General features: G+C 65.8%; 3 protein-coding genes and 1 pseudogene. All 4 read left to right on the forward strand.

Features of this window, described 5'->3' with window-relative positions:
* Nucleotides 1-583, forward strand: a pseudogene (locus RHBS_RS29325) (hypothetical protein); the annotation flags it as partial.
* The gene (locus tag RHBS_RS25945) at nucleotides 580-1,275 is read left to right on the forward strand and encodes a DUF998 domain-containing protein (RefSeq protein WP_121871039.1); all 696 of its coding nucleotides are present in this window, start codon (nucleotides 580-582) and stop codon (nucleotides 1,273-1,275) included. The pseudogene RHBS_RS29325 and the gene RHBS_RS25945, both read left to right, overlap by 4 nt.
* Entirely contained in the window at nucleotides 1,272-2,258 is a 987-nt protein-coding gene (locus RHBS_RS25950) for a glycoside hydrolase family 16 protein (RefSeq protein WP_237669738.1), read from the forward strand. Before RHBS_RS25945 ends, RHBS_RS25950 begins: the two co-directional genes overlap by 4 nt.
* A gap of 228 nt (nucleotides 2,259-2,486) precedes the next feature.
* On the forward strand, nucleotides 2,487-3,316 hold an 830-nt coding region (locus RHBS_RS25955; protein WP_237669740.1), incomplete at its 3' end, for a glycosyltransferase family 2 protein.

Here is a 3,316-nt window from a genome sequence, read left to right on the forward strand (position 1 = left end):
CAGCGCGGTGATGTGCGCGGCCGTGGCCGCGGCGTTCGCGCGCACGTCGTTTTCGCTCGATCGGTCCGCAGCGTTTCTCTTCGATTGCCGCCGCTATCTTCCGCCGTCGACGGTCGTGCTCGGCAACTTCGCTGCCGGGATCCGGTTCTCCGACATCGATCCCACCTCGGCTGGGGAGGTGCACGGGGCACTGTCCGGTGCCATCGCCAAGGGTCGTCCGATTGCATCGGCGACGATCAGCACCATCAAGTACAAGCGTGAACACAAAGCCGTCTCCGGGGTGTTCGGCGACAAGGTCCCAATGGAACCGAAGGTCCAGCTCATGTACTCCGACCTCGGTAGGGTCAGGCAGCTGGAGCAGGTCTCCTGGGTTGCCGAGCCGGCCGACCGCGCCTTCTTCGTGATCGCCGATCCGGGCCAACCGGAGTCGGTGATGATCACGATGGAGACCATCGGTTCGGTCGTGTTCGTCTCGGCGTCGTTCCACGACAATGTTTTCGACAGTCACACCGTGCAAGCCGCACTCGATCTCGTAGCAGCGAACCCCCTCTCATTGCTGGCCCCTCAGGAGAAGACTGCATGACCACCGAAGCGAAGCGTCCCACTTCGAGTTCCATCGCGCCCACGACGTCTGCACCGGTGCGATCGGGTTTCGTCGCCCATGTCGCTCGTTGGGCCGGGTTGTCGGTGGTGCAGTTCGTCCTCGTCGAGTACATCGTCTCGGCCACGTGGCGCGGGCTCTACAGCTACCGGAACAACTACATCAGCGAGCTCGGCGTTCCCTTCTGCGGGCCAACCGGCAACTGGCCGTGCAGCCAGCTCTACGTCCTGCTCAACGCCTCGATGGTGCTGTTCGGTGTGGCGATCGCGGCGGTGGGCGGATCCTGGTACATCGTCCGCCGGATCGACGGTAGGGCTGCGTCGTTCTTCCTCGTCGCAGGCGCGGGTGCCATCACCGCCGGCGTGATCAACCAGGGCGTCAACTACCCGATCCATTCGTTCGGTGCCACCGCGTTCTTCGTCTTCGGCAACTTCGGCCTCGTCATCGCCGGCGGGCACCGGAGTCTGCGACGCCCCATCCGCATCGTGGTGACCACACTCGGTGCCGTCGGCCTGGCCGGATACTTCGCCTACATGAGCGGTCACGAGTTCGGTCTCGGCATCGGCACCATGGAACGCATCGCCACCTATGCACTGCTCGTGGGCATAGTCGTACTGTCGGTCTCGCAGTTCAACGCGACGCGAGTGCCGAAGAACGTCGACGAGACCGCGTGAGTCGTCACTCCGCGTCCAGCCGAGAGTCCGGAGCGGGAACCGTCGAGGTTTCGCGGCTTCCCGGAACCGGACTCATCGTCGAGCCTCCCCGACGGCGCTGGCCTTCCGTTCTCGCGTTCCTCGTCGTGCTCGGTCTTGTCATCACCGGCACCGTGTACGGGCTTTCTCAACGCTCGGACGGAGCCGGCATCGATCCCGACTCCACCGCGCAGGGCACCGTCGACGCGAGGTCGACGACGTCGGCGTCCAACACGGCAGCCGCCAAGCCCGGTTTCACCGTCTACGACGACTTCTCGGGGACGGCGGGCGACGCGGTGGCGAACGACCGGTGGAGTCACGATGTCGGCCGGACCGGCTGGGGCAACAACGAGAAGCAGGACTACACCGATTCGACCGAGAACTCGTCTCTCGACGGCGAGGGCAACATGGTCATCAAGGCCATGCGCAACGGTGACGGATACACCTCGGCCCGAGTGACCACCAAGGACAAGTTCGAGTTCACCTACGGCCGCATCGAAGCTCGGATCAAGATGCCCGCCGGAGCCGGACTGCATCCGGCGTTCTGGATGCTCGGTACCGACCTGGACTCCGTCGGCTGGCCGCTGTCCGGCGAGATCGACATCATGGAAACGCTGAACCAGGCCGATCAGTACCACACCGGAATTCATGCCCCCCAGCCCGATTCGTTGACGAGCCAGAAGGTGGACGCGGGCGGGATTCCCCCGGAGCCGCTGTCCGAGAACTTCCACACCTACTGGGTCGAACGCTCACCGGGTCGCGTGACCACCGGCATCGACGGCACCACCTTGGCCACCGTCACTCCGGACGACCTGATCGGCGGCGACGACTACTGGGTCTTCGACAAGCCGTTCTTCCTGCTGTTCAACGTCGCCGTTGCCGGCGACTGGCCCGGTCCCACCGACAACTCCACGCCGTTCCCGGCGACCATGACGGTCGACTGGGTGCGGTATCGCGCCGACTGAGACTCCGCTGTACCTGCCCGTACGTGTAACCCCGAAAGGACCCTCCCGTGTTACCTCCCGCACTCCCCAGACTCCAGTCTCCCGAATGGGACGGTGCCGTGTGGATCGGTGACATCGACCTGGAGCTGGATCTGCCGGAGTCTCTCGACCTCGACGATTCCGACGGTTACCACCGTGCCCGGCTGTTGATCCGACGCGGACTGGACCCGCTCGGCTTCGTCGAGCTCGATGTCGTCGACGGAGCGGTGGCGGCAGCGATGTACGCGCGGCGGCCATGTCGCTCGCGCAGGTTCCGATGCCCGACGCGCTGCCCGACACCGATCGGGCACTGCCGCCGATCACGTGGTGATCTGCACTCGCGACCGAGTGGACCATCTGAAGGGCGCGCTTGCGTCGGTGTCCGCTCTGGACTACCCCGACTTCGAGGTGGTCGTCGTCGACAACGCGTCCCCGACCGATGCCACGCAACGGTACGTTCGCGGGCTGGGCGACCCCCGCTTGCGCGTCGTGTCCGAGCCGACGGCGGGTCTGTCGAGGGCCAGGAACACCGGGTTACGGGCAGCGCGGCACGACATCGTCGCCTTCACCGACGACGACGTCGCCGTCGACGCCAGGTGGTTGCGGAGCATCGCGCGCGGCTTCGGGCGGGCCGATCGGGTGACGTGTGTGTCCGGCATCGTGCCGAGTGGGGAGATCAGGACTCAGGCGCAGGCGTACTTCGATCGCCGCGTCGGGTGGGCGAGTTCGGTGACGCCTCGGGTCTACGACCTGAAGAAACCACCGGCCGACGTTCCGCTGTTTCCGTTCCAGGTCGGGATGTACGGAACCGGAGCCAATTTCGCGGTCGACCGCGGACGGATGTTCGATCTGGGCGGCTTCGACGAGGCACTGGGGGTGGGATCCCCGACCAACGGCGGTGAGGACCTCGACATGTTCTTCCGGGTTCTGATGGCCGGCGACAAGCTGGTGTACGAGCCTGCGGCAATCGTGTGGCACCGCCACCGCGCCGACTCCGAGGCGTTGGCGGTGCAGGCGCGCGGGTACGGGCTCGGACTCGA

This window comes from Rhodococcus sp. BS-15 (genome assembly GCF_000813105.1).
Classification (GTDB): domain Bacteria; phylum Actinomycetota; class Actinomycetes; order Mycobacteriales; family Mycobacteriaceae; genus Rhodococcoides.